Below are 19,576 nucleotides of genomic sequence, written 5' to 3'. Positions count from 1 at the left end.
AAGTGCGAAGCGAGACGGGTTTGGCCCATTTCTGGGCGCAGGGCGATGTGCTGACGCATGCTGTGGCGATTCTTCTCGTCCTGCTTTCGCTCGCCAGTTGGTACGTGATCGTCGGCAAGGCCTATGGTGTCTGGCAGGCCCGGCGTTGCCAGGTGCGTGCGCTGGCTTCGTTCTGGGCGGCACCCAGCCTGCCGGTGGCAATCGCGGTGCTCGGCCGTGCCGACTCCAGCGGCATGCTCGGCAATCTGGCGATCGCCGGTGCCAACGCCGCCGAACTGCATCGGCAGCACGCGGCACGCGGCATCGGTGCCGGCGTCAGCGCCAGCGACTCGGTGACGCGTGCGCTGCGCAGCCAGATCGTCGAAGCGCAGGCGAGGATCGAATCGGGACTGACCTTGCTCGCTTCGGTGGGATCGACGGCGCCTTTCATCGGCCTGTTCGGGACGGTCTGGGGAATCTATCATGCCCTGATCGGCCTCTCCGGCGCCACCCAGGTGGTGCTCGACCGGGTCGCCGGACCGGTTGGCGAGGCGCTGATCATGACCGCCGCCGGTCTCCTGGTCGCCATCCCGGCCGTGCTGGCCTACAACGCCTTCAATCGACTCAACCGGCTGACCCTGGCTCGCCTGGACGGCTTTGCGCACGACCTGCACGCCTATCTGACCACCGGTCTCCGGGGCCGGCCGGGCGACCGGCTGGTCGATTCCGTCGAGCGCGTCAGCGTGGCTGCCTGAGGGGAGCGCTCGACGATGGCGTTCGGTTCGTTTGACCGGGAGGGCGGCAATCAGCCGATGGCCGAGATCAACACCACGCCGCTGGTCGACGTGATGCTCGTGCTGCTGGTCATCTTCATCATTACCGCACCCCTCTTTCATCAGGCGGTGCAGGTCGATCTGCCACGGGTCGACGCGAAGCGGCCCGACGAGCCGTCACGCGTGGTCAGCGTGGCGATTGACGCTTCCGGTCGGGTGTTGCTCGATGGCCAGGAGGTGGCGCGGAGCGGGTTGGCGCAGCGCCTGGCCGAGCTGGCGGCGGGCGGCGGGCAGCCGGAGCTGCAGTTGCGCGCCGATCGCGCAACGCCCTACGAGCAGGTGACCGAGGTGCTGGCCGATGCCCAGCGCGCCGGCCTCGGACGCATCGCTTTCGTCACCGGGCCGGTGCGCTAGCTGCGCAGCAGTTCGAGCGGAGCGAAGCGGCCTGCGAGGATGCCGGCCGCAGGAATGCCCCACCAGTGTTCCAGAACGCTGGCGTAGACCGAGCGGAAGTCGACGGAGTGCACCAGGTTGCCGTTGTCCAGGTGGTCGAGACTGGGCGTGGCACCGTACAGGCCGCCAGCGACGCGGCCGCCCAGGACGAAGTGGACGCCGGCAGTGCCGTGGTCGGTGCCGCCGGATGCATTCTCCCGTGCCCGCCGGCCGAATTCGGAATAGGTGAGAATCAGCGTCGACTCCCATCGCCCGTGTTCGAGCAGCGCGGCACGCAGCGCGACCAGACCCTCGGCCAGTTGTTTGAACAGGGCCGCATGTGTGCCGGGCTGGTTCTGGTGGGTATCGAAGCTGCCGAGGGTCAGTCGCAAGGCGGCCACGCCGGCCGGCGCGGCGGCGATCTGTGCCGCTGCACGCGTCGCATTGCCGAATGGGCCGGGGGGAAAAGCGGTGCGCAGTTCGACGCGCGACGCGATGCCGTTCGCCGCGTGCAGGACATCCGCCTCGACTTTCCGGATGTGGGCCAGCGCAGCGTTGGCCGGCGCACGTGCCGACTGCGCCGATTGCGCCAGCCTGGCCTGTCGCGCAAACTGCGCCGGGTCGGCGAGCACGATGCTGCGCGCGTTGCCACCCGCCAGGGGCCCGAAATCGTTGCTGCCGACGGCCACGCCGTCGGCAGCAAAAGAGGATGGTACGGGCGCGACAGCGAAGGCGCGGGCCAGCCAGCCGTTGTCGAGATACTGGTCGGACCTGGCTGCGGTGTCCCAGATCTCGATCGACCGGAAGTGCGAGAGGTTGGGTTTCGGGTAGCCGACGCCCTGCACGATCGCCAGTTCGCGCGCTTGCCACAACGCAAGCAGTGGTTCGAGCGCCGGATGCAGCGCGCAGCGTTCGTCGAGTTGCAGCACCGTCTCGCGCTTGAGCCCGATGCGCGGGCGCAGGCGGTAGTAGGTCGGGTCGGCGAACGGTACGAGCGTGTTCAGCCCGTCGTTGCCGCCCTTCAGTTCGACCAGGATGAGAAGCTGGTCGTAGCGTGCGGCGGGCCGCGCGCGTGCAGGAGACGGTGCGAGCAGTGCCAGGCCGGCGTCGCTACAGTGTCTGAGGAAATCACGCCGCCTCATGCTCTTTTCCTAGCGCAGTTGATACGCAGGATCGAGGGCGAGCAGGCGCAGCAGTTCCCGGCCACGTGCATCCACCGGAAGCGTACCGGCTGGCGGTCGGGCGAGGACGAAGCGTTCGATTTCGCTTGGCGATGCGCTGCCGGGAAGGCTCGCCAGCCAGCCATCGGCGTCGACAACGATCTCGTAGGGCGTGCGCGGCATGCCACGCTGGTCGCCTGGACTGGTGGCCATTGCCGTTGCGGTCGGGCGGTCACCCTGCGCGGGATGCTCCAACCGGGGCATCCCGTCGGCGCGGAAGACACGTTCGGCGAACTGCTTGCGGCCGAGCAGCGTTTGCGAGTTGATCCACGCCGTGCCGCCGGGCCAGCCTTTGACGTTGGGTGGAGCGAACAGGTTCTGGCCGAGCTGGGTGGTCACCGTCACCAGCGGCAGCGGGTTGCTGACCGGGATTTCGAACTGCCGGATGGTGCCCACCACCAGATCGACCGGCGACTTGAGCAGCGTGCCGCGGTTGCTCGCCGCCCAGAAGCTGCGTGTCAGGAAGAGCGCGCGCAGGGCGGTCTCGAGGTCGTAAGCGCTGGCGCGGAAGCGCGCCGCAACCTGCGCTCGTTCGCGCCGCTCCTGCGGATTTGCCGGCCCTGGCGAGACGAACTCGCGCCACAGCTTGGCGACGATGAAGTCGGCGGTTGCCGGCTGGGCAAGCAGGAGGTCGAGCACTTCGTCGCCGGTCAAGTTGCCGCTGTGTCCGAGAACGGTTTTCTCGCCCATGTCGTGCTGCGCCGGCCGCCAGCGGAATTCGCCGTTGTCGGGGTCGACCGACCAGCCGGTGAAGGCGCGTGCGGCGTCGCGGATGTCCTGCTCGCCGTAATGCCCTTCACCGAGGGTGAACAGTTCCATCACCTCGCGCGCGAAATTCTCGTTCGGCTGGTCCTTGCGGTTGCTTGCCGAATCGAGATAGATCAGCATGGCCGGGTCCTTGGCGACGGCGTGCAGCAGTTCTGCGAAGTTGCCCGTGGCGTGGCGGCGCAGCAAGGCATTCTGCTGGTAGAGCAGTTGGGGCTGACGGACCTTGTGCTGGCCCGACACGAAATGATTGTGCCAGAAGAGCGTCATCCGCTCGGTGAGTGGCGAAGGCGTGCCGAGCATCTCCTGCAGCCACCAGCCGCGCAGTTGCAGGCCACGCTGTCGTTCCCGGTGTTCGAAGTCCTTGCGCTCGTCGGGCGACATGTCGCGCAGCACGTGGCGCGGAGTGATCGCTTCGCTCACCCATTCGGGTGGCGGCGTCAGCGCTGCGTGGTGCGTTGTCGCCAGCAAGCGGTCCACCGCCTGCACGCGGGACAATCCCGAGAACTCGATGATCTGGCGCGGGCTGGCACCCAGGCCGGCCCGGCCGAGCAGATGCCGTGCATCGTCCATGCCCTGTGCGGCAGCACTGACGAGGGACGGCAGGAGCAAGGTCAGGAGCAGCAGATACCTCATCACGGCAGCCTTTGAGCGGGAAGTCGTGGCGGTGCGCATGCCGGGCCAATCCCGCCCGCTGCGTCGGGTCGGAATCCGCGTGAGTCGGAGACGCCGCCAATCAGCTTTCAGCATAACGCAGCGCGTGGTGACCCGGGGCACGCCGGTCAGCGCATTTGTTGCAAGCCGTGTCACACGCGCTTGATGGCGTGCAGCGGATGGGCAGTCGCCTGGCAGTGCCGCACGACCAGCGGATTGCCCCGGCAGTGTAGTACCGGCGGCTGCCTGGTGCCGAGGAAAGGGACGGGTGTTACGGCGCGCCAGCGCGCGCCGCGTCAGGGGTGGGTGCTACTGCGGCTTCTTGCGCTTGGCGGTCGAACCCTGTGCCTCGGCGGCGCCCTGCACGCCCAATTGTCCGCCGGTGCCCAGGCCGCCCTTGACCTCCTGCGCCTTGTAGTTGCGCACGGCCCGGACCAGATTGTTGTAAGAGTCGGTAAAGGCTGCGACGATGACCTTGCCTTCGGCGGTATTGGCGTAGCCGCCTCCCCCGGCACCGAGGCCACCGCCAAACAGGGCGCCCATCGCACCGAAATCCATGTTCTTGGCACTGCCTTCCGCCGCCGCCAGTTGCACGCCGGAGCGGTTGTCGACCAGGGTGAGGAGGGTGCTGGCTTCCTTGACGTTCATGCTGCCGGCGAAGGCGCCCAGCACGCCGGCCCGTCCGCTGTAGCCACCCAGGCCGGCGCCCATGCCTCCTGCATTGTTGTTGCTGAAGGTGATGGTCGGGCTCATGGTGTAGTCTGCCGAAACCATCTGACCCTTGCCGAACTTCGAGCCCTTGCGCAGCTCACCGCTCTGGTCCAGCGCACGTTCCTGCATCATGTTGTTCATGGCGCGCCCGCGGTCGACGACGACAAAACAGTTCGATTGCTGGATCAACAACTTGAGAACCGGACTGGTCGAACCGAGTTTCATCTGCCCGGTCAGGTAGCCATACCAGGGCGCATTCGTATCCTCGTAGACGGCGACCGTGCCGAGGGAACTGCTGCACTTCTCGAGCTGGCTATTGGCGTTCTCGGCGTTGGCGCCACCGGCTGAGCCGGTAGCCGTGGTCTTGGCATCCGGCGAACCCATCTGCATGTTGGAGCAGGCGCCAAGCAGCGCGGTGGTGACGGCAGCCAGGACAATCCGGGCTGGCCGGTGCGAACTCGACAAGGACATTCGTTTCTCCTCTCAATCCGGTTGTGGTTGCATCAAGGGTCGCCGACCATCGCCAGCGATCCTGCATGGGCAGGCATTATGCCAAAAATCCGCGGCGACACCGAACCGGCGTCACTTCGTGCGCGGTGCAAAGTCGATTGACGGCCGGCGATGGGGCTCTATACTCCAGTGGCGGGCCGGGGTCTGCCGCACCGCTGCCTTTGCCTCCGGCTGTCGGGCCGGGCCATCCACTTCTTTGTCGAAAGGAACGTTTCCGATGAAACAGCTTCTGTTCCGCTGCCTGCTTGCCTGCCTGACCATCGGTTTTACCTGGGGCCCGGCGCTCGCCGAAGACAAGGCGAAGATCGCCAAGGAGCGCGCCGAAATCCGCAGCATGCGCGATCAGGCGCTGGCTGCCATCTACAGGCAGAAACCCGAGCTCAAGGCGAAAGTTGCGGCAGCGCCTGGCTATGCGGTGTTCACCGACTATGGGGTCACCATCTTCTTCGTGGGGGGCGCGGGTGGCAGCGGCATCGCGGTCAACAAGCGCAACAGGAAGGAAACCTTCATGAACATGGGGCAGGCTTCGGCGGGCCTCGGGCTTGGTGTCAAGGATGTTCGCCTGTTGCTGATCTTCAAGACACAGCAATCCTTCGATTACTTCGTGGAGCACGGCTGGGAGTTCGGTGGCGGTGGCACAGCCGCGGTGTCGGTGGCCGAAAAGGGGGCAAGCGCGGCGGCCGGCGGCGATTTCGGGGAGCAGGTGGAGAAATATGGTCTGGCCAAGAACGGCCTGATGTTCGAGACGACGCTCACCGGAACCAAGTACTGGCGGAGCAGCAGCCTCAACTGAGGCAGGATCGTCGGGCCGAATGCGGCTCTGCGCCGTTGGCAGCGCCATCAGGGTTGACAGGATTCGCCAGCCTGCAGGATAATCGCCGCCGCTGCTGCTTTTGGTCCCCGGTTTGATCGAGGTGTCGGAAAGGCTGAAAGATGGCGTCAGGTTTTTTGCGGGAATAGCTCAGTTGGTAGAGCGATACCTTGCCAAGGTATAGGTCGAGAGTTCGAGACTCTTTTCCCGCTCCAGATCCCGAAGGGAAAGTGCGCAGGCACTTTCCCTTCTTCAATTTTCGGGCAGGTATAATGAATTGCGTCGCCCGGATGGTGGAATAGGTAGACACAGGGGACTTAAAATCCCCCGGCTTTGCGGCTGTGCCGGTTCGACCCCGGCTCCGGGTACCACCCCCCCACCCCTTACTGTGAGCTGCCTGCTCTGGGCTTCGATGATCATTTATGACCTTGCCTGCCAACACGACCATCGTTTCGAGGGCTGGTTTCGCTCGCGTGAGCATTTTGATAGCCAGCTTGCCGCAGGCTTGGTCGACTGTCCGCATTGCGGCTCACCGGAAATTCGTCGGGTTCCGTCCACCGTCCATGTTGGTCGGTCGACCACAATCGAGAACCCCACGGCACTCCAACCGATGACGCTGCCCCCGCTACCCGATATGCGCGCCGGGGCACTGACCGCCTTTCGGCGGCTGACCGAAATGCTGCTCGCGAATTGTGAGGACGTTGGTGAGGAATTTGCGGAGGAGGCGAGGAAAATTCACTATGTTGAAGCGCCCGAGCGCTCGATCCGGGGTGTGGCGACTGCCGAGGAGTACCAAGAGCTGCTGGACGAGGGGATCGAGGTATTTCGCCTGGCACGCCTCAAGTCGGGCGATTTGCACTGATTGCCGGGGTCCGGCGTTGCTGGTCAGTTGTTGAGTCTGTCGGTGCCTGCGCGGCAGGTGCCGGCTTGTAGCAGTCCGTCATTGCAGCAAAGTTCGAGGAGAATCGCTGATGATCAAGGCGCGCGCTGCGGTTGCCTGGGCTGCCAGGCAACCTCTGGAAGTCACTGAGGTCGATGTCGAACCACCACGGCAGGGCGAGGTGCTGGTGCGCATCGTTGCCTCGGGAGTCTGTCACACGGACGCATTCACCCTTTCGGGGGCCGACCCGGAAGGGATTTTTCCGAGCATCCTCGGGCACGAGGGCGGCGGCGTAGTGGAAGCGGTGGGGCCGGGGGTGATTTCGCTTGCCGTCGGCGACCACGTCATCCCCTTGTACACCCCGGAGTGCGGACAGTGCAAGTTCTGCCGGTCGGGGAAGACCAATCTCTGTCAGGCGATTCGTGCCACCCAGGGCAGGGGGCTGATGCCCGATGGCAGCACCCGCTTCTCGTTGAACGGCCAGCCGATCTTTCATTACATGGGGACGTCAACCTTCTCCGAGTACACCGTCCTGCCGGAAATTTCCCTGGCCAAGATCGCGCGCGATGCACCACTGGACAAGGTCTGCCTGCTGGGTTGCGGGGTAACCACCGGCATCGGCGCGGTGGTCAACACCGCCAAGGTCGAGCCGGGAGCAACGGTGGCGGTCTTCGGCCTCGGCGGGATCGGCCTCTCGGTGGTGATCGGGGCAGCGATGGCACAAGCCGGGCGCATCATCGCGATCGACGTCAATCCGGACAAGTTCGCCATCGCCCGACAGCTTGGTGCCACCGACTGCATCGACCCGGCCGAGTACGATCGCCCGATCCAGGAAGTGATCGTCGACCTGACCGATGGTGGCGTCGATTACTCCTTCGAGTGCATCGGCAACGTCAAGGTCATGCGCTCGGCGCTCGAATGCTGCCACAAGGGCTGGGGCGAATCGGTGATCATCGGTGTGGCGGGTGCCGGCGAAGAGATCTCGACGCGACCTTTTCAACTGGTGACCGGTCGGGTGTGGCGCGGTTCGGCCTTTGGCGGTGTGCGCGGGCGCTCCGAGTTGCCCGGTTACGTCGAACGGGCGCAGCGCGGCGAGATTCCGCTCGACACTTTCATCACTCACAGGATGGGGCTGGAGGAGATCAACCGCGCCTTCGACCTGATGCATGAAGGCAGGAGCATTCGCACGGTGATCGTCTTCTGAATGGCGATGTCCGAAGCGGCACGAAGCCTGGAGGAGGTGGGTGTCAATCGCTGCTTTGGCGGCTGGCACCGGCGTTATCGTCACCGCTCGGCCAGCCTGAGCTGTGACATGGTCTTTGCCGTCTATCTGCCGCCGCAGGCAGAACGCCGGCCGGTACCGGCGCTCTACTGGCTGTCAGGCCTGACCTGCAGCGACGAGAACTTCATGCAGAAAGCGGGTGCGCTGCGACTTGCCGCCGAACTTGGCATCGCTCTGGTGGTGCCCGATACCAGCCCGCGGGGCGTCGAGGTGCCCGGCGACCCGGACGGCGCATGGGATTTCGGTCACGGTGCCGGCTTCTACCTGAACGCGACCCGGGAGCCATGGGCCAGACACTACCGGATGCACGATTACGTCGTGCACGAGCTGCCGCAACTGGTCGAGGCCAGTCTGCCAATCGACGCATGCCGCGCCATCAGCGGTCATTCGATGGGTGGCCACGGTGCCCTGGTGTGTGCGCTGCGCAACCCGGGCCGCTATCGCTCGCTCTCCGCCTTCGCGCCGATCTGCCATCCGCTCGCCTGTCCCTGGGGGGAAAAGGCGTTCACCCATTATCTGGGCGCCGACCGTGCGGCCTGGATGGAGTGGGACGCCTGCGAACTCATCGCGATGGCGAGCGAACGCCTGCCCTTGCTGGTTGACCAGGGCACCGCCGACGATTTTCTCGCGACGCAGCTCCGGCCGGAGGCCCTGCGCCAGGCCTGCGCCGTCGCGCGGCATCCGCTGACCCTGCGCCTGCAGACAGGCTACGACCACAGCTACTATTTCATTGCCAGTTTCATCGACGACCACTTGCGTCATCACGCCGCAGCGCTGCTCGCCTGACGCCGCGTTCGGTGCCCTGCGCTGGGCTCGGGCGGGCATTCAGGCATCCCGGCCGCACCGGCTTGGCGTCCGCTCTTGCTCAGGCGGCGACCACGACGCGGTTGCGCCCGCCTCGCTTGGCCTCGTAGAGCGCTGCGTCGGCGGCCTGGATCAGCGCCTGACTGTCCTTGTCGCCGCTGCTCAGGTTGGCGACCCCGATGCTCAGGGTGATCGGGATTGACTGATGATTCCAGAGAAAGGTGTATTTCTCGACCACCGTGCGGATTCGCTCGGCGATCTGGACGGCGGCGCGCGCGCTGGCATTGGGCAGCACGGCTGCGAATTCTTCGCCACCGTAGCGAAACACCAGATCCTCGACCCGTGAGGCGCGCTTCAGCAGGTCGGCGAGCTGGCGCAGGACGGCGTCACCGGCGGCATGGCCGTGAGTGTCGTTGATCTGCTTGAAGTGGTCGATATCGAGCAGCAGGCAAGCCATCGGCAGGCTGTTGGACTGGGCAAATGCCCATTCCGAGGCGAGGTAGTCGAGGCCGTGACGACGATTCGGCAGTTGCGTCAGGGCGTCGGTGAGCGCTTCCTGCAGCAGGCGCTTGTGAGCGACCGCGAACTCATCGGTCGAACGCATGATGCCGCGCCGCTCGCGCTGGATTTCTTCGCGCAGCAGCAGCATGCGGGTTGCCGTGTTGAGGCGCACGCGCAGGGTCTGGATGCTCACCGGTTTGACCAGGACGTCGTCGGCGCCGGCGTCGATGGCTTCGAGAATGTGCGCTTCGCTGCCCGGTGAGGCCAGCAGGAGTGCGTAGCTCTCCTTGCCGGCAGCTGTCTGGCGCAGGATGCGGCAGAACACTGCCGGTTTCAGCCCGGGCATCGCCATGTCGGCAATCACGATCTGGGCCGGCTGACGCAACACCTGCTTGAGGTCTTCGATATTGCTGTCGACCAGCACCGGTTGGTGACCCAGACTCTCGATCTGCTGCATCAGGCTGGGCAGTTCCGCCACCGGGATGCCGACCAACTGGACGTGCAGGCGCGGCGACGGCGTCTTGCCATCGGGTTCCTGACTGGGAGAGCTGACTCGCCGGGTGGGTGGGCTAGCCGCAAGAATCTCGGCAAAAGGCGGTATTTCCTGAGTGCGCACCTGCAGCATGACGCCCCATTCGCGCCAGCGGCGGACCATCCGGTCGACCATGTCGTTCAGTGCGTCACCGCTGATGCCGAGCCGTGCGGCGCGCGTCAGGAGCCCGGGCAGCAGGCTCCAGCGGCTTTCTTCGTCGGCCATGCAGACTTCGGAAAGGGCGCGGGCGAAGTGCAACGAGTGGGTCAGCGTCTGGACGCGCGAGCCGTCGCGAAAACCTGCGACATCGGGTTGTTCATGATGGTAGGCGGCCTGGATCAGCATCTCCGGCAGCCCCCATTCGGCGAGCATCGTGGCGCCGAGCTGCTGGTGATCCATGGCGAAACATTCCTCTTCGAGTGCTGCCAGATTCTGGTTCCTTTCCTTTGCCTGGCGCAGCACGACCGCGTATTCATCGGGGTAGAGCGAGGCCATGGCCAGCTCGCCGACGCGTGCCAGCAAGCCGACCGTGAACAGCTCCTCGCTTGAAATCTGCGCAAAATGGGCGAGTTCCTGGCAGGCGATGCCGGTGGCCAGCGAGTGTCCCCAGAATGCCGCGTAGTCGAACGCCGTGCATTGACCGCTGGTATGGCTGTGCATCACCGAAAGACCGATCACCAGGTCGCGCACACGGAAGGCACCGAGGGCAACGATGGCGCGTTGCAGCGAGACGATTGGCCGGGTGCGGCCAAAGGCGGCGGCGTTGGCGAACTTGAGCAGGCGCCCGGCGATCGCCGGGTCCGATTGCACCAGTTGTACCAGGTCGGATACCCGGAAATCGTCGCGCTGCAGCAGTTTGATGATTGAAAAGGCAACGCCCTTCGGCGAAGGCAGCTTGCCCGTTGCCTTCATCGAAACATAGCGGTCTGGGTCGACGAACTTGATCAAGCGGGCCTCGGGTCCGGAGTTTCCGCAGGATTATGCTACAAAACAGGCTCTACTACCGGGCGGCGCTCCGCTGCGGATTGGCGCCTGCCTCGGCCAGGCCGGCACCGGCCGGTTGCCGGGCACCTCGTGGCCGCCGGAGAGTTCCCTTGCTGCCTGGTGCAGGTCGCTCACAGCAACTCGGTGTCCTCGTGGCGATAGGCGGGGCTACAGCAGCACAGCAGGTGGAGGGCCTCGATGCCGGTCGCGAGCACCCTGTGCGGTGTTCCCGGCGGGATCAGCACGGTGTCACCGACCGCGATGCTCAGCGTCTCGCTGCCCAGGCTCAACAGCCCGCTGCCACTTGTCACGTGGTAAAGCTCCTCGCTGACCGGGTGGCGATGCAGCAGCGTTTGCTGGCCCGGCTGGATGACTGCCTCGGCGAGACTCTGGCGCTGATTTCCATGAACGGCCGGATGCATCAGTTCCCGGATCTCGGAGCCGTCCTTGGTGATATGGACGGGGATGTCGTGATAGCTGGTTTTCATCGGGTTTTCCCGGACAGTGCCTGGATCGGTTGGCCCACCCAGCCGGCGGGGGCGGCGAGCCAGGGAGCCTCGAGGGGATGATGTCGGCGCATCGGGCAAGTGTAACGCACGGGCGATGTGCGTCGATGGCCATGTGACATTTGGCCAGATCCTGTCGCGGCACGCTTCCGGGCTGGCGGCGGTGTCCCAGCCCGAACGGGGACTGTCCGACGACTGCCTGATTCATTGATCACGCGTTGCGGACAGGCTCGCTGCACCCTGCACGAGGCTTGCTGTTGGGGCTTTCGCGTGGCGTCGCTATACTTGTGCGGATCAGAGCCAACGACACGGGTTGCCACAAGGGGAGAAAGATGAATCACGGAGTCAGTCGACAACTGTTTGCCTGCGCCATCATCGGCTTGCTGCTTGTGCCTGGCGGGGGCGCTTCGGCGCAGGAAGGGGTGAAGCAGCCGGACATTGCGGGCGGCGACCCGGCGTCTGCGACGCGGCCGCTCGTTCGGCGCAGCATCGGGGATGCGGTCACCCTGGCCGGGGGGCTGTCGGTACGTCTGAACAAGGCCCTCTACCGGGAAGGAGAGGGGGTGACGGTGACGGTCGATGTGCCGCGTGAAGGCTACCTCAACGTGCTCCGCATCAGTCCGGATGACGTGGCGAACGTGTTGTTTCCAAACCAGTATCGCAGCGAAAATCGCGTTCCTGCCGGGCCGTTTACGATTCCGGGCGAGCAGATGAAGTTCGATCTGGTCGCCGACAAACGGCAGGGCGCCACGCTGGTGGCGGCCTTTCTCAGCCAGGAGCCGCTCGACCTGTACCAGAGCGGGGTGGGCGAGCGCGACGAGGCAGACAAGCTGAAGGAAGCGTTCGCCGGTCTTTCTGCCAATGGTCGCCGCCAGCTCGAGAAACTGGCGGCGCGGAGCTTCGTGGCCGCTCCACAAGCTGCGCCGCTACTTGCCGGCATGACCTACGAACTGGTCTGTGCAACGGGCGCCTCCTGTGATGCGCCGGATCTGACGCCGATCTCGGGCTCCGTACCGCCCGAGGAGCGGTTGACACCCGGCATTCTGCTCGAACCCGAGGGGGAGCGCGAGTTGCAGAAGAGCGTATGGTTGCGCCGCGTGAACGACAAGGGCATCCGGCTGACCAAGCTGTCCGAAGGTTTCGTGCCGCGTCTGTACAATGACGTCGAGCGCTATTGCAGCATCGGCCATGGTCACCTGGTCAGGAAGGCCGCCTGCGATGGGAGCGAGAAACCCGCGTTGCGCCGTGGCCTGAGCGAAGCGCAAGCCGAGGCACTGCTGGCCGAGGATCTGCGGCGTGCGCAACGGGCGGTGACGAGCCTGGTGACGACCAATCTCAATGATGCGCAGTATGCCGCCCTGTGTGATTTCACGTACAACGTGGGGGCGGCCAAGCTGGAGAAATCGACTCTGCTCAAGGCGGTCAACGCGGGCGAACATGACCGTGTACCGTTTCAGTTGCGACGCTGGACGATGGTCCACGGCAAGGAGCATCGCGGGCTGAAGATCCGTCGTGAGCGCGAGATCGCGCTCTATTTCGAGGGTCGGCCGATACCGAAATCGCCGCCTGGCGACGAAGAGCTGACGCCGATCGACATTCGTGTCGGCGAATAGGGACTGCGCGCATCGCGGCAACCAGTGCCGCCGTTTCTTGATCGACAGCAAAGGTGGGGCGCTGCCTCCCTGCGTATAATTTGCGACCCATGCACAGGCGGATCGACGTTCGGCGATGACTCTTCTCGCCTCCTGGCTGGACCATGGCGCGCGTTACCAAGCAGCGCTCATGGCCCTGCGGACGCCGCGTGGCGCCTGGAGTTACGGCCAGCTCGCCGAGCTGGCTGGCCACGGCGGTGGCTTTCTGCGGAGCGAGGGCGTGGCGGTGGACGAGATCGTCGGGTTTGCCGCAGGCCCGGTCGAACTGGCCCTGGCGGCGCTCGCCTGTTCCGCCGCCGGAGCGGTGTTGCTGCCGCTCGACCCCCGGCTGCCCGACGCCGCCTGGGCGCACTGGCGGGCTTTGGCCGGCGGGCGATTGCGACGCCTGACCGTATTGCCTGCCGAATGGTTCTCGTTTGCGGCGCCCTGCACGATTGCCGGCAAGGTCGATGATCTGGCTCTGGTCATCGCCACCAGCGGCAGCGCAGGCGTGCCGAAGGGCGTGATGCTGACCCGCGGCAACCTTGATGCCGCCGCTGCGGCTGCCAACTGGCGCTTGCCACTGGCGGCTGGTGATGTCTGGCTGGGTTGCCTGCCGCTGTACCACATCGGCGGCATCTCGCTGCTCTACCGCTGCCTGCGCGCCGGCGCCACTCTGCTGCTGCACGAGGGCTTCTCGGCGGCGGCGGTCTGGCGCGATCTGCACCAACACGCGGTGACGCACATCTCGCTGGTGCCGGTGATGCTGGCGCGCTTGCTCGAAGTGGCGGCCGGCCGGTCGCCACCCGCCGACTTGCGCCATGCGCTGATTGGCGGGGGCGCCCTGTCGCGGCCGCTGCTTGAAACCGCGCTGGCCGCGGGTTGGCCGATCTGCCCGACCTGGGGAATGAGCGAGAGCGCGGCACAGGCGGCAACCTTGACGTGCCCCGGCAACGATTGGCAGCCGGGTCAGGTCGGCGAATTTCTGCCGGGACTGGAGGGGCGGATCGCCGCCGACGGACGTATCCATTTGAAGGGCGCGCAGGTGATGGCCGGCTATCTCAATCCGCAACGCCGTCGCGGCTACGGGCTTGACGATGGCTGGTTGCCCACCGCCGACCTCGGTCGCTTCGATGCGGCCGGCCGGCTCACGGTTCTTGGTCGCGCCGATGACGTGCTGGTCAGCGGCGGGGTCAATGTCCACCCGCACGAGGTGGAGAACTGTCTGGCCGCCTGTCCCGGCGTCAGCGACGTGGCCGTGACGGCTGTTGCCGATCCGGTGTGGGGTGACGCGCTGGTCGCACTGATCGTCGGGCCGGCCGAATCACACGTTGTCGACCAGTGGCTGCGGCAACACCTGCCGGCAGCCAAGCGGCCGCGGCGAATTCGCCGGATCGGCTGCCTGCCGCGCAACAGCATGGGCAAGCTCGAGCGCGCGCATCTGCAGCGCCTGGCACTGGGCCTGTCATGAGCCTGGGGCAACTGCTCGACAGGCGATTGATCGGCCTGTTGCAGCGCCGTCTGGTCGCCGGCCTGGCCGGCACACCGGCGAGTGGTCTGCTGAGCATTACGCTCGACCTCGGTCAGGGCGGCGATGACTGGCTGGGTGTCGACCTGACGCGCAACCATGTCAACTGGTGGGCGCGGGCGCCCACCAGCGGGTCTGGCGAATGCCGGCTGGCGATCGGGCGCGCGATGAGTTTCTGCACGGCCGGCGCGGCACGCTTCCCGGCACTGCAGGCCGCCTTCGCCGGACTTTCTGCGGTCTGGCGGCATGACGATCAGGCGCGCACGGATGTCCAGCCCTTGGCGCATGTCGGCTTTGCCTTTGCTCCGGAAAGCGTCGATCAGTGGCCGAATGCACGCCTGCTGGTACCTGCCATCCTGCTGCAGAATCGCGGCGGCCGGCGTACGGCGACCTTCAGTTGTGTCGGAGCCGAGGCGGAGGGAGCGGTCAAACGCTGGCTTGGCGAACTGCAGGCGGCCAGCAGACCACTGGACGATTCACCGCCCGTATCCGCCTTGCGGCGTCGGGCCAATGTGCTGGCGGAGCAGGTTTTTCTGGCGCGCGCACGCGCTGCCCTGGCGGACATTGCGGGCGGCAAGCTGGACAAGCTGGTCCTTGCGCGCAGCCTGAACATCGATGCCGACGAGACGATTGCCGTTGCCCCGCTACTCGCGCTGCTCTTGCGCAGGTACCCCGAATGCACGATCTATGGCGTTGGCCATCAGGGACAAGGCCTGTTTGGCGCGACGCCGGAGCGCCTGGTGGCGCTGCGCGGTGATCGGGTGCAGGCAGACGCTCTGGCGGGTACTGCCTGGCTGGGTGCGGCGGCAACTGATCAGCCTGGCTCGCTGACGCTGCAGGACGGGAAGAATCGGCGCGAACAGCAGTTGGTGGTCGATGCCGTACACGCCGCGCTGGTGCCCCTCTGCGCCTCGCTGGCGCTGCCGCAGGCCGCCGAGGTCATGCAGTTGCGCGGCCTGCAACATCTGCGGACGACGGTGTGTGGTCGGCTGCGGCAGGGGGTGGGTTTCTTCGACCTGCTCGCTGCACTGCATCCGACGCCGGCGGTTGGCGGCTGGCCGGCAGCGGTCGCGGGCGAGTGGCTGCAGGCACACGGCGAGCAGCGTGGCGCCTGGTACAGCGGTGGCCTGGGCTGGGTCGACCGCTGTGGCGACGGCGAAGCGGTCGTCGTCCTGCGTTGTGCGCGAATCGAGAGGACGCGAGCGGAGTTGTTTGCCGGCGCCGGCATCGTTGCCGGTTCCCAGCCAGCGCAGGAACTGGCTGAGACCGAGGCCAAGCTGGCGGTCATCGCCGATGCCCTGCAACATGCACGGTACGCCCGGCCTCCGCTCGCCGGGCGCACCGGAACCCGATGAGTGCAACGCCCGATGACGGTCGGCTCAACCTGTGCTGGTCGCAGGCGCTGGTCGACGGTCTGGCGATGGCTGGCTTGCGCGAGTTGATCCTTTCACCGGGGGCGCGCTCCAGCCCCTTGGCGCTGGCTTTTCTGCGGCAACCGGCGATTCGCTGTCACGTCGTGCTCGACGAGCGCAGCGCCGCCTTTTTCGCTCTGGGTGTGGCCAAGGTCAGCGGCTTCCCGGCGGCGGTGCTGTGCACCTCGGGCTCGGCGCCGGCCAACTGGTATCCGGCGGTGATCGAAGCCGATTACGCTGGCATTCCCCTGCTTCTGCTGTCGGCGGACCGCCCACCGGAGTTGCTCGGTTGGGGCGCCAACCAGACGATCGATCAGTTGCAACTGTTTGGGCGGCACGTGCGCGCATTTTTCGCACCGGGTCCACCCGGCGCCGATTTCTCGGTCAGCCAGATGCAGCATCTGGCAGCGCGTGCGTGTCGCGACAGCCGCTGGCCATCGCCGGGGCCGGTGCACCTCAACCTGGCATTTCGCGAACCGCTGCTCCCGTCTGTGGCGGTAGCCGGTCCGAGTACCCCGCCCGCCGCCGCGGTTCGTCTGGCAGCGCCGCTCGTGCAGCCGGATGCGCCACTGGTGGCGCACACGGCGGCGGCGATCAGCCGCCGGCGGGGCGTCATTGTCTGTGGCGGGGCCGATTTTTCCCCACCTTTTGCCGAGGCGGTGACCGCCCTGGCCGGCCAGCTCGATTGTCCGGTTTTCGCCGAGGCGCTGTCGAATCTGCGTTTCGGCAAGCACGACCGTAGCCGCCTGTGCGTGCGCTACGATGCCTTCTTGCGTCAGCCGGGCTGGTTGGCCGGGGCGCAACCGGAATGGGTGCTGCGCTTCGGTGCCTTTCCGCTGGCTCGTTCGCTGCAGGACTGGCTGAACACACTGGCCGGGGCACAGCACATGCTGGTGGCTCCCGATCACCGCTGGCCGGATCCTCTGCACCGTACGGCGACGTTGATCCAGGCCGATCCGCTTGCTGTCTGCACGGCCTTGCTGGCCGCTGCACCGGAGCCCGGCCCCGCGTCCTGGCGGGCGTCATTTGCCCGGGCGGAAGCCCGGGTGGAAGCGATGGCCGCCGGCCACCGTGCGCACGAAAACTCTGCCGCGGCACTGATTCCGGCGCTGATCGAGCAGTTGCCGGCCGGTCATCGCCTGTTTTGCGGCAACTCCTTGCCGATTCGCGAGCTCGATGCCTTCTCGGGGAGCGGCGACAAACCGCTGCGCATCTTTGGCAACCGTGGTGCGAGCGGTATCGACGGCAATCTATCAACCGCGCTGGGCATTGCCACCGAGGGTCCCTGTCTGGCACTGCTCGGGGATCTGACGGCGCAGCATGATCTGACCGCACTGGCCGTTGCCGGTGGGCACGACATCATCGTGCTGGTGATCAACAACGGGGGAGGTGGCATCTTCGAGTACTTGCCGATGGCCAATCTGCCGGAATTCGAACGCGCTTGGCTGACGCCGCAGCGGCTTGATTTCAGGGCTGCCGCCGAATGCTTCGGCCTGGCTTACCGGCGCACGTGTTCCCTCGTGGAACTGCGGGCAGGGCTTGCCCAGGCTCTGCAAGAGGGCGGGCCCTGGTTGCTTGAGTTGGTGCTCGATCGCCGGGTGAGCGTCGCCAGGCAGCGGGCTTTCTGGGCAGCGGCCGCGGCTTTGGTGAGCTAGAAAAACGCCTGCCGCCCGTTGCGGGGCGGCAGGCGCATGCGACGCGCAGCAGTTGGTTCTGCGCTGGCTCAGGCCTTGGTGCCCAGCGCGCGCTGCAACTGTTCGAGGGCGGTCGGATCCTCGATGGTCGTCAGGTCGCCCGGATCGCGCCCTTCGGCGAGTGCCTGGATCGAGCGCCGCAGCAGTTTGCCCGAGCGGGTCTTGGGGAGCACGGTGAGGAAGTGTACCCGGCTCGGCCGGGCAATTGCCCCGAGGCTGTCGTCCACCTGCTTCATGACCTGCTTCTCGAGTGCGGCTGCGAGTTCCGGAGTGGCGATGCTGTCGACGCTCTTGACGACGGCGAAGGCCATCGGCATCTGTCCCTTGAGTTGATCGGCAACTCCCACGACGGCCACTTCGGCGATCGCCGGATGGCCCTGGATGGCTTCCTCGATCTCGCGCGTACCGAGCCGGTGGCCGGCGACATTGATCACGTCATCGGTGCGACCAAGGATGTAATGGTAGCCGTCCTTGTCCTTGATGCCCCAGTCGAACGAGGAGTATACCTGCGGCTCGCGGAAGAGCGAGAAATAGGTCGACACGAAGCGCGCGTCGTCACCCCAGACGGTGGACAGGCAACCGGGCGGCAGTGGTGGCAGGATGCCGACGATGCCCTTTTCGTCCGGGTCGCAGATCGTGCCGTCCTCGCGGAAGATCTTCAGGTTGTAGCCATATACCGGGAAGCTCGGCGTGCCGTAGCGGATCTCGGTCTTTTCGACTCCCGGCATGGCCGAGAGGATGGGCCAGCCGGTTTCGGTCTGCCAATAGTTGTCGATCACCGGCCGTCCGAGTTCGTTCATGATCCACTCGTGCGTCGGCTGATCGAGCGGTTCGCCGGCGAGGAAGAGGTGGCGCAGGGTCGACAGGTCGTACTTGTGCATGTACGAGGTGTCGTGTTTTTTCAGCACGCGGGCTGCCGTCGGTGCGGAGAACATGACGCTGACCTTGTACTTCTCGACGATCTGCCACCAGATGCCGGGGTCGGGGCGCAAGGGTGTTCCCTCGTACATGATGGTTGCCATGCCGGCGATCAGCGGTCCGTAAACGATGTACGAGTGGCCGACCACCCAGCCGATGTCCGAGGTCGCGAAATAGGTTTCGCCTTCGTTGCCGCAGTAGATATTCTTGATCGACGACGCCAGTGCAACCGCGTAACCGCCGGTGTCACGCTGCACCCCCTTCGGTTTGCCGGTCGTTCCCGAGGTATACAGGATGTACGATGGCTCGGATGACTCCAGCCAGGTGACCGGGACCTCGGCGTCCATGAACTGGGCGCGCAGGCTTGCATAATCGACATCGCGACCTTCGACCTTGTTGAAGTTCTTGTCGAGACCCCGGTCCACCATCAGCACCTTGGCCGGCTTGTGTTGCGCCAGGGAGATCGCCTCGTCGAGCAGATCCTTGTAGGGCACCGCCTTGCCGCCGCGCATGCCGGCATCCGAGGATACCACCAGTTTGGGCGCGGCATCGTCAATACGGGTGGCCAGCGAGCCGGAAGCAAAACCGCCGAAGACCACCGAGTGGATGGCGCCGATGCGTGTGCAGGCGAGCATGGCGAACAGCGCTTCGGCGATCATCGGCATGTAGATCAGAACCCGGTCGCCCTTGCCGACGCCGAGGCTCTGCATGATCGCCGCGGTGCGCATCACTTCCTTCTTCAGTTCGGCGAAGGAGTAGACCACTTCCTGGTCGGTCTCGGTGGAGATGAAGACCAGGGCACGGTCGTGTGGACGCTTGGCTGCGTGCCGGTCAACCGCGTTGTAGCAAAGGTTGGTTTCACCACCGACAAACCATTTGGCGAACGGCGGGCGGGAAAAGTCGAGTACCTTGGTGAACGGCTTGTGCCAGTCGATGAGTTTGGCCTGTTCACCCCAGAAGGCGTCCGGATCTTCTATTGATTTCTTGTGAAACTCTTGAACTGTCGTCATAAGACTCTCTCTTCAAAAATTGAACCACCTGCACCAGTG

16 protein-coding genes and 2 tRNA genes are annotated in these 19,576 nt (G+C 65.7%); 12 read left to right on the top strand and 6 right to left on the bottom strand.

What is annotated here, in order from left to right:
• Positions 1–2 precede the first annotated feature (2 nt).
• On the top strand, positions 3–734 hold the full coding sequence (locus tag JNK99_RS01780; protein ID WP_291847750.1) for a MotA/TolQ/ExbB proton channel family protein: 732 nt from the start codon (positions 3–5) through the stop codon (positions 732–734).
• 15 nt (positions 735–749) lie between these two features.
• Positions 750–1,166, top strand: a complete 417-nt coding sequence (locus tag JNK99_RS01775; RefSeq protein ID WP_291847747.1) for a biopolymer transporter ExbD — start codon at positions 750–752, stop codon at positions 1,164–1,166.
• On the opposite strand, the gene JNK99_RS01770 is transcribed toward JNK99_RS01775, so the two are convergent.
• From JNK99_RS01770 to JNK99_RS01760, 3 genes are all read right to left on the bottom strand, one after another.
• Positions 1,163–2,326, bottom strand: a complete 1,164-nt coding sequence (locus JNK99_RS01770; RefSeq protein ID WP_291847744.1) for a DUF1501 domain-containing protein — start codon at positions 2,324–2,326, stop codon at positions 1,163–1,165. The genes JNK99_RS01775 and JNK99_RS01770 overlap by 4 nt on opposite strands.
• Positions 2,327–2,335: 9 nt before the next feature.
• The gene (locus JNK99_RS01765; protein WP_291847741.1) at positions 2,336–3,805 is read right to left on the bottom strand and encodes a DUF1800 domain-containing protein; all 1,470 of its coding nucleotides are present in this window, start codon (positions 3,803–3,805) and stop codon (positions 2,336–2,338) included.
• 327 nt (positions 3,806–4,132) lie between these two features.
• The gene (locus JNK99_RS01760) at positions 4,133–5,005 is read right to left on the bottom strand and encodes a CsgG/HfaB family protein (protein WP_291847739.1); all 873 of its coding nucleotides are present in this window, start codon (positions 5,003–5,005) and stop codon (positions 4,133–4,135) included.
• Positions 5,006–5,261: 256 nt separating this feature from the next.
• On the opposite strand from JNK99_RS01760, the gene JNK99_RS01755 reads away from it, so the two are divergent.
• The 6 genes from JNK99_RS01755 to fghA all read left to right on the top strand — a co-directional run bounded on the left by JNK99_RS01755 (position 5,262) and on the right by fghA (position 8,803).
• A complete protein-coding gene (locus JNK99_RS01755; RefSeq protein ID WP_291847736.1) occupies positions 5,262–5,837 on the top strand; it encodes a hypothetical protein in 576 nt (191 codons plus the stop codon).
• A 157-nt stretch (positions 5,838–5,994) separates the two neighbouring features.
• Positions 5,995–6,070, top strand: a tRNA-Gly gene (locus tag JNK99_RS01750).
• Positions 6,071–6,139: 69 nt separating this feature from the next.
• Positions 6,140–6,226 (top strand) — tRNA-Leu (locus JNK99_RS01745).
• Positions 6,227–6,267: 41 nt separating this feature from the next.
• Positions 6,268–6,717 (top strand): DUF1178 family protein, encoded by a 450-nt coding sequence (locus tag JNK99_RS01740; RefSeq protein WP_366518682.1) that lies wholly within the window; start codon positions 6,268–6,270, stop codon positions 6,715–6,717.
• Positions 6,718–6,826: 109 nt separating this feature from the next.
• Complete coding sequence (locus JNK99_RS01735; protein WP_291847730.1) at positions 6,827–7,939, top strand: S-(hydroxymethyl)glutathione dehydrogenase/class III alcohol dehydrogenase; 1,113 nt, start codon at positions 6,827–6,829, stop codon at positions 7,937–7,939.
• Between the two features lie 6 nt (positions 7,940–7,945).
• Positions 7,946–8,803, top strand: a complete 858-nt coding sequence (gene fghA, locus JNK99_RS01730) for an S-formylglutathione hydrolase (protein ID WP_291847726.1) — start codon at positions 7,946–7,948, stop codon at positions 8,801–8,803.
• Positions 8,804–8,882: 79 nt separating this feature from the next.
• On the opposite strand, the gene JNK99_RS01725 is transcribed toward fghA, so the two are convergent.
• Together JNK99_RS01725 and JNK99_RS01720 are read right to left on the bottom strand one after the other, a co-directional pair.
• Positions 8,883–10,802, bottom strand: a complete 1,920-nt coding sequence (locus tag JNK99_RS01725; protein ID WP_291847723.1) for an HDOD domain-containing protein — start codon at positions 10,800–10,802, stop codon at positions 8,883–8,885.
• A 167-nt stretch (positions 10,803–10,969) separates the two neighbouring features.
• On the bottom strand, positions 10,970–11,326 hold the full coding sequence (locus JNK99_RS01720) for a cupin domain-containing protein (RefSeq protein ID WP_291847720.1): 357 nt from the start codon (positions 11,324–11,326) through the stop codon (positions 10,970–10,972).
• Between the two features lie 350 nt (positions 11,327–11,676).
• Here JNK99_RS01720 and JNK99_RS01715 point away from each other — a divergent pair, with 350 nt between their 5' ends.
• The 4 genes from JNK99_RS01715 (at position 11,677) to menD (ending at position 17,570) form a co-directional block, all read left to right on the top strand.
• Positions 11,677–12,957 carry a DUF4384 domain-containing protein gene (locus tag JNK99_RS01715; protein ID WP_291847717.1) on the top strand — a complete coding sequence of 427 codons (1,281 nt, stop codon included), beginning with the start codon at positions 11,677–11,679 and terminating at the stop codon, positions 12,955–12,957.
• A gap of 115 nt (positions 12,958–13,072) precedes the next feature.
• Positions 13,073–14,446: an AMP-binding protein gene (locus JNK99_RS01710; protein ID WP_291847714.1), complete on the top strand. Its 1,374-nt coding sequence runs from the start codon at positions 13,073–13,075 to the stop codon at positions 14,444–14,446.
• Positions 14,443–15,858, top strand: a complete 1,416-nt coding sequence (locus tag JNK99_RS01705; protein WP_291847711.1) for an isochorismate synthase — start codon at positions 14,443–14,445, stop codon at positions 15,856–15,858. The genes JNK99_RS01710 and JNK99_RS01705 overlap by 4 nt, the downstream gene beginning before the upstream one ends.
• Complete coding sequence (gene menD, locus JNK99_RS01700; protein ID WP_291847708.1) at positions 15,855–17,570, top strand: 2-succinyl-5-enolpyruvyl-6-hydroxy-3-cyclohexene-1-carboxylic-acid synthase; 1,716 nt, start codon at positions 15,855–15,857, stop codon at positions 17,568–17,570. Before JNK99_RS01705 ends, menD begins: the two co-directional genes overlap by 4 nt.
• 68 nt (positions 17,571–17,638) lie before the next feature.
• Here menD and JNK99_RS01695 read toward each other — a convergent pair whose 3' ends face one another.
• The gene (locus JNK99_RS01695) at positions 17,639–19,537 is read right to left on the bottom strand and encodes a propionate--CoA ligase (RefSeq protein ID WP_291847704.1); all 1,899 of its coding nucleotides are present in this window, start codon (positions 19,535–19,537) and stop codon (positions 17,639–17,641) included.
• Positions 19,538–19,576: the final 39 nt, after the last annotated feature.

The sequence above is a fragment of the Accumulibacter sp. genome (assembly GCF_016789985.1).
Taxonomy (GTDB): domain Bacteria; phylum Pseudomonadota; class Gammaproteobacteria; order Burkholderiales; family Rhodocyclaceae; genus Accumulibacter.
This window is presented reverse-complemented; position numbering and strand designations above follow the sequence as displayed.

Bases quoted from the DNA above. Each gene is read 5' to 3' on its own strand.
- JNK99_RS01775 (WP_291847747.1), top strand. From the start codon at position 750: ATGGCGTTCGGTTCGTTTGACCGGGAGGGCGGCAATCAGCCGATGGCC.
- JNK99_RS01770 (WP_291847744.1), bottom strand. From the start codon at position 2,326: ATGAGGCGGCGTGATTTCCTCAGACACTGTAGCGACGCCGGCCTGGCA.
- JNK99_RS01765 (WP_291847741.1), bottom strand. From the start codon at position 3,805: ATGAGGTATCTGCTGCTCCTGACCTTGCTCCTGCCGTCCCTCGTCAGT.
- JNK99_RS01760 (WP_291847739.1), bottom strand. From the start codon at position 5,005: ATGTCCTTGTCGAGTTCGCACCGGCCAGCCCGGATTGTCCTGGCTGCC.
- JNK99_RS01755 (WP_291847736.1), top strand. From the start codon at position 5,262: ATGAAACAGCTTCTGTTCCGCTGCCTGCTTGCCTGCCTGACCATCGGT.
- JNK99_RS01740 (WP_366518682.1), top strand. From the start codon at position 6,268: ATGATCATTTATGACCTTGCCTGCCAACACGACCATCGTTTCGAGGGC.
- JNK99_RS01735 (WP_291847730.1), top strand. From the start codon at position 6,827: ATGATCAAGGCGCGCGCTGCGGTTGCCTGGGCTGCCAGGCAACCTCTG.
- fghA (WP_291847726.1), top strand. From the start codon at position 7,946: ATGTCCGAAGCGGCACGAAGCCTGGAGGAGGTGGGTGTCAATCGCTGC.
- JNK99_RS01720 (WP_291847720.1), bottom strand. From the start codon at position 11,326: ATGAAAACCAGCTATCACGACATCCCCGTCCATATCACCAAGGACGGC.
- JNK99_RS01715 (WP_291847717.1), top strand. From the start codon at position 11,677: ATGAATCACGGAGTCAGTCGACAACTGTTTGCCTGCGCCATCATCGGC.
- JNK99_RS01710 (WP_291847714.1), top strand. From the start codon at position 13,073: ATGACTCTTCTCGCCTCCTGGCTGGACCATGGCGCGCGTTACCAAGCA.
- JNK99_RS01705 (WP_291847711.1), top strand. From the start codon at position 14,443: ATGAGCCTGGGGCAACTGCTCGACAGGCGATTGATCGGCCTGTTGCAG.
- menD (WP_291847708.1), top strand. From the start codon at position 15,855: ATGAGTGCAACGCCCGATGACGGTCGGCTCAACCTGTGCTGGTCGCAG.
- JNK99_RS01695 (WP_291847704.1), bottom strand. From the start codon at position 19,537: ATGACGACAGTTCAAGAGTTTCACAAGAAATCAATAGAAGATCCGGAC.